The 3,493-nt window shown below is 67.2% G+C and carries 5 protein-coding genes; 2 read left to right on the forward strand and 3 right to left on the reverse strand.

The window, feature by feature from the left end; genetic code table 11:
* Together msrB and FVW20_RS09995 are read left to right on the forward strand one after the other, a co-directional pair.
* Positions 1-788: peptide-methionine (R)-S-oxide reductase MsrB (gene msrB / locus FVW20_RS19725; protein WP_231039015.1), on the forward strand; the 788-nt coding region annotated here is incomplete at its 5' end.
* Between the two features lie 55 nt (positions 789-843).
* A complete protein-coding gene (locus FVW20_RS09995; RefSeq protein WP_196609312.1) occupies positions 844-1,143 on the forward strand; it encodes a DUF5334 domain-containing protein in 300 nt (99 codons plus the stop codon).
* A gap of 119 nt (positions 1,144-1,262) precedes the next feature.
* Here FVW20_RS09995 and FVW20_RS10000 read toward each other — a convergent pair whose 3' ends face one another.
* The 3 genes from FVW20_RS10000 to FVW20_RS10010 all read right to left on the reverse strand — a co-directional run.
* Positions 1,263-2,012, reverse strand: a complete 750-nt coding sequence (locus tag FVW20_RS10000) for a DUF4412 domain-containing protein (RefSeq protein ID WP_231039016.1) — start codon at positions 2,010-2,012, stop codon at positions 1,263-1,265.
* Between the two features lie 313 nt (positions 2,013-2,325).
* On the reverse strand, positions 2,326-2,865 hold the full coding sequence (locus tag FVW20_RS10005) for a CreA family protein (RefSeq protein ID WP_196609314.1): 540 nt from the start codon (positions 2,863-2,865) through the stop codon (positions 2,326-2,328).
* 97 nt (positions 2,866-2,962) lie between these two features.
* Positions 2,963-3,493: fused MFS/spermidine synthase (locus FVW20_RS10010; protein WP_196609315.1), on the reverse strand; the 531-nt coding region annotated here is incomplete at its 5' end.

A 3,493-nucleotide genomic window follows, 5' to 3' on the forward strand; every position in this document is an offset into this window, starting at 1 on the left:
TGCTCTCGCGCGTTGCCGCCCGCCTGACGCGCGCCCCTCGCCTTTGCCCCGGGCAGCAAGCGGCGGACGCCGCCGGGTCTCGCACCACCCATGACCGCATCCGCACGCGTGAAGGCCTGCCCGACCTGCTCTGGCTGTTGCTGGCAGTATTGCTGTTCGCCCTGCTGGCCGGGCAGCCGGGCGTGGCGGCGCAGCAATCCCCATCGGCATCCGGCGCAACGGTGCCCGGCATGGCCGCATCCGATGCCGCCCCCCCTCCGATACACTCCCCGCACGCCGCGCCCGACGTCAAGCACGACGCGTCCGGGATCAAGGGAGACATCCCCATGACCACCCCCGCACCATGGCAGCGCTTTTCCAAGCCCGCGGACAGGGAACTGCGCGCCCGCCTCACCCCCCTGCAATACGAGGTCACCCAGAAGGAAGGCACCGAACGCGCCTTCCACAACGAATACTGGGATGAAAAGCGCCAGGGCATCTACGTGGACGTGGTGTCGGGCGAACCGCTGTTCCTTTCGTCCGACAAGTACGATTCGGGCACCGGCTGGCCCAGCTTCACCCGCCCCGTGACACCGGACGCAGTGACCGAGCATGTGGACCGTACCCTGTGGATGGTGCGCACCGAGGTGCGCAGCCGCATTGCCGGGTCGCACCTGGGGCACGTGTTTCCCGACGGCCCGGCCCCCACGGGGCTGCGCTACTGCATGAATTCCGCCGCGCTGCGCTTTGTCCCGCAAGAGGCCATGCAGGCCGAGGGCTACGGGGATTTTCTCAAGATGCTTCCGTAACCAGCCGACAAAATACGCACTTGCCGCCCCCTGCCGGCTCTGCTACACGGGCCGGATGAAGCACACCATCCGCCCGCTCGTCCGCCCGTTCGCCCTGGCCGCGTTGCTGTCCCTGACCCTGCCCTGCGCCGCCATGGCGTGGGACGGCTTCGACACCGAATCGGGCCATCTCGTGGAAATCGACGTGGACGCCGTGCCCATGCGCGGCGAGATCGTAGACGTGTTCGACTGCGACACCAAGGAGACGGCCACGCTGATGGTGGACGCCGTAAAGAACAACGCCCGCACCGTGGAACTCACCGTGCGCGAGTCCGACACGGGGCGCACGCGCATCCTGGTGATGGAAGCCCGCTAGGGCGCTCCTTCCCGACGCACCACGGGGTGCCTGCAACGGGCTCCCTACCGCCATACACCACGCAGGGCCGGGCATTTTCATGCCCGGCCCTTGTGTTGCCTTTTCTCTGCCGCTTGCGGCTACTGCCCCGGCATTTTCATGCCCGGCGGCATACCCATGCCTTCCAGTGCCTTCATGTCCGGCATGTCCTTCATGTCCGGCATACCTGACATATCCGGCATGTCCGACATACCTGACATATCCGGCATGCCGGGCATGTTCTTGCTCCGGGTGTACCCCGTGGGCACCTCGAACAGCGCGGCGGGCTGCGCCCCCACCTTGATATTGCGAAACTCCTCGGTCTCGCCCGTTTCGCCGCGCTCCCGCAGGGGCACGTCGAACTCGTCGGCCGTCCACACCGTGGACACGGTGGTGTACGTCTTGCCCATGACCTTGGACGTGGAGGTGACCCGCTTCTTGCGCGTGTCGTAGCCGTTCACCTTTTCGCTGCCCAGCGGCTCTTCCTTCACGACATGTTCGCCCATGGTCATGGCAGGCGCACCGCCCCGGTTCATGGCGGCAAGGGCCTTCTCGTCCAGCGACTGCTCGAAGTATGTCCTGGCCTTCACGTCGATCATCCATTGCACCTTGCGGTCGGGCCGCACGATGATCACCATGGGCCCCATGTCCTCCTGCGCGGGTATCTCCACGCGCGCCTTGCCGCCGGAGAAGAACAGGCGGCTGGTGGTCTCCACCTTGCCAGCCGCGTCCAGCGACACCATGTCCCCGGCATAGTCGCTGACGCTGCCCGCCCGCGCCGCCACGGCCCACCAAAGAACCGTCACGGCAAGGCACGACACGATCAACGCCTTCCTGAACGCGGTCCGCATCCCGTACATGTCCTGCATCCGGCTACCTCCGTGCCCGTGCGCGCGGCTCCGGGCGGTATTCGGCCATCCCCGGCCCACAACATAGCGCACCCATCGCACCATGGGCAAACCCTGATTCTCACGTGGCGACAAGCCTGCGCAGACAGGCTGCCCCCGACAAACAGCCCCTGCCAGACGGCTTCTGGCAGACGGTTTCTGGCAGCACAAAGGCCCGCCGCGATAGCGGCGGGCCTTGCAGTTATGCCGGGCAGAAAAACGGGACAGGAAAGCGACGCGGTTACTGGACGGCGCTGGCCTGACTCCTGCGGGCCAGCTACGGACGCACCGGCACCGTGGACACCGAATTGTACGGGGATCCGTCAATGATCTTGCGACTTACCGCCAGGTAGACCAGGGTGTTGCGTTCCTTGTCCCACAGCCGGGTTACCCGCGTGGCCTTGAAGAACACCGAGGTCGATTCCCTGAACACGTTTTCCTTGGCGGGCAGCCTGTCCGGGATGCTGATGGGGCCGGTCTGGCTGCACGACACCGAAAAGTTGGACGGATCCTCTGCCAGCCCCAGGCTGCCGCTGATGCCGCCGGTCTTGGCCTGGCTGATGAAGCACGAGACGCCGGGAATGCGCGGATCCTGGAAGGCGAAGACGCACACCTGATGATTGGCGCCCAGCAGCTTCCATTCGGTGGTCACGCAGCCCACCTCGCTGTCGTCGGCGCGCGCGGGCGCGGCAAGGGCCAGCATGCCCAGCAGCACGAGCAGAACGGCGGAGGCCAGCAGGACCGCGAAAAAGGTGTCGTCGCGGGCGGCGGCTAGGACCACGGCGCGGGGGCGGGCGGTGCGGGTACGGGAATGCATGGCGATGCTCCTTGGGCTTCGTGACGTCGGATGAACGCAACCGGCTTTCAGGATAACGCATCGCGCGGACTATGCAAGGCCGGAATGGCTGCGAGCCTTACCGCCAGCGCACCAGCCCCAGCGCATACCGCTCCACCGGGGCGTATTCGTCGGTCAGCGGGGGCACGTCGTCGCTGGCGGGCAGTTCCAGCCGACAGGCCAGCATCTCGCGCACCTCGGGCGTCAGGGCGGCGGCAGGCACCTCCGGCAGGCCCGCGACGGGGCGCGCCACCAGCATCAGGTTCTGCACGTAATCCACGGAATCGGCGGTGGCCACGGCATACACCCGCACATCCGCGAACGAGGCGACGAACGCCGCGCGGATGGCCCGGAACAGCCGCCCGTCCTCGCCCCCGGCGGCGGAGATGATGTTCATGACCACGGCCCCGTCGTCGGCCAGCAGCGCGCGCATGCGGCGGGCCGCCTCCACGGTGCCCACGTGGAAGGGCACGGAGTAGTACGAATTGAATATGTCGGTGAAGATCAGGTCGTAGAGGGCCGTGCCGCCCCCATCACCGGTGACGCCTGCATCGGCGGTGCTGGCCGCACCGGCGCCCTGCCCGGCCCGGGCCTGCGCCCGCCGGTTCAG

Source organism: Nitratidesulfovibrio oxamicus, assembly GCF_015731765.1.
Classification (GTDB): domain Bacteria; phylum Desulfobacterota; class Desulfovibrionia; order Desulfovibrionales; family Desulfovibrionaceae; genus Cupidesulfovibrio; species Cupidesulfovibrio oxamicus.

Excerpts from the sequence above, each read along its gene's own strand:
- FVW20_RS09995 (WP_196609312.1), top strand. The coding sequence starts at position 844 with ATGAAGCACACCATCCGCCCGCTCGTCCGCCCGTTCGCCCTGGCCGCG.
- FVW20_RS10000 (WP_231039016.1), bottom strand. The coding sequence starts at position 2,012 with ATGCGGACCGCGTTCAGGAAGGCGTTGATCGTGTCGTGCCTTGCCGTG.
- FVW20_RS10005 (WP_196609314.1), bottom strand. The coding sequence starts at position 2,865 with ATGCATTCCCGTACCCGCACCGCCCGCCCCCGCGCCGTGGTCCTAGCC.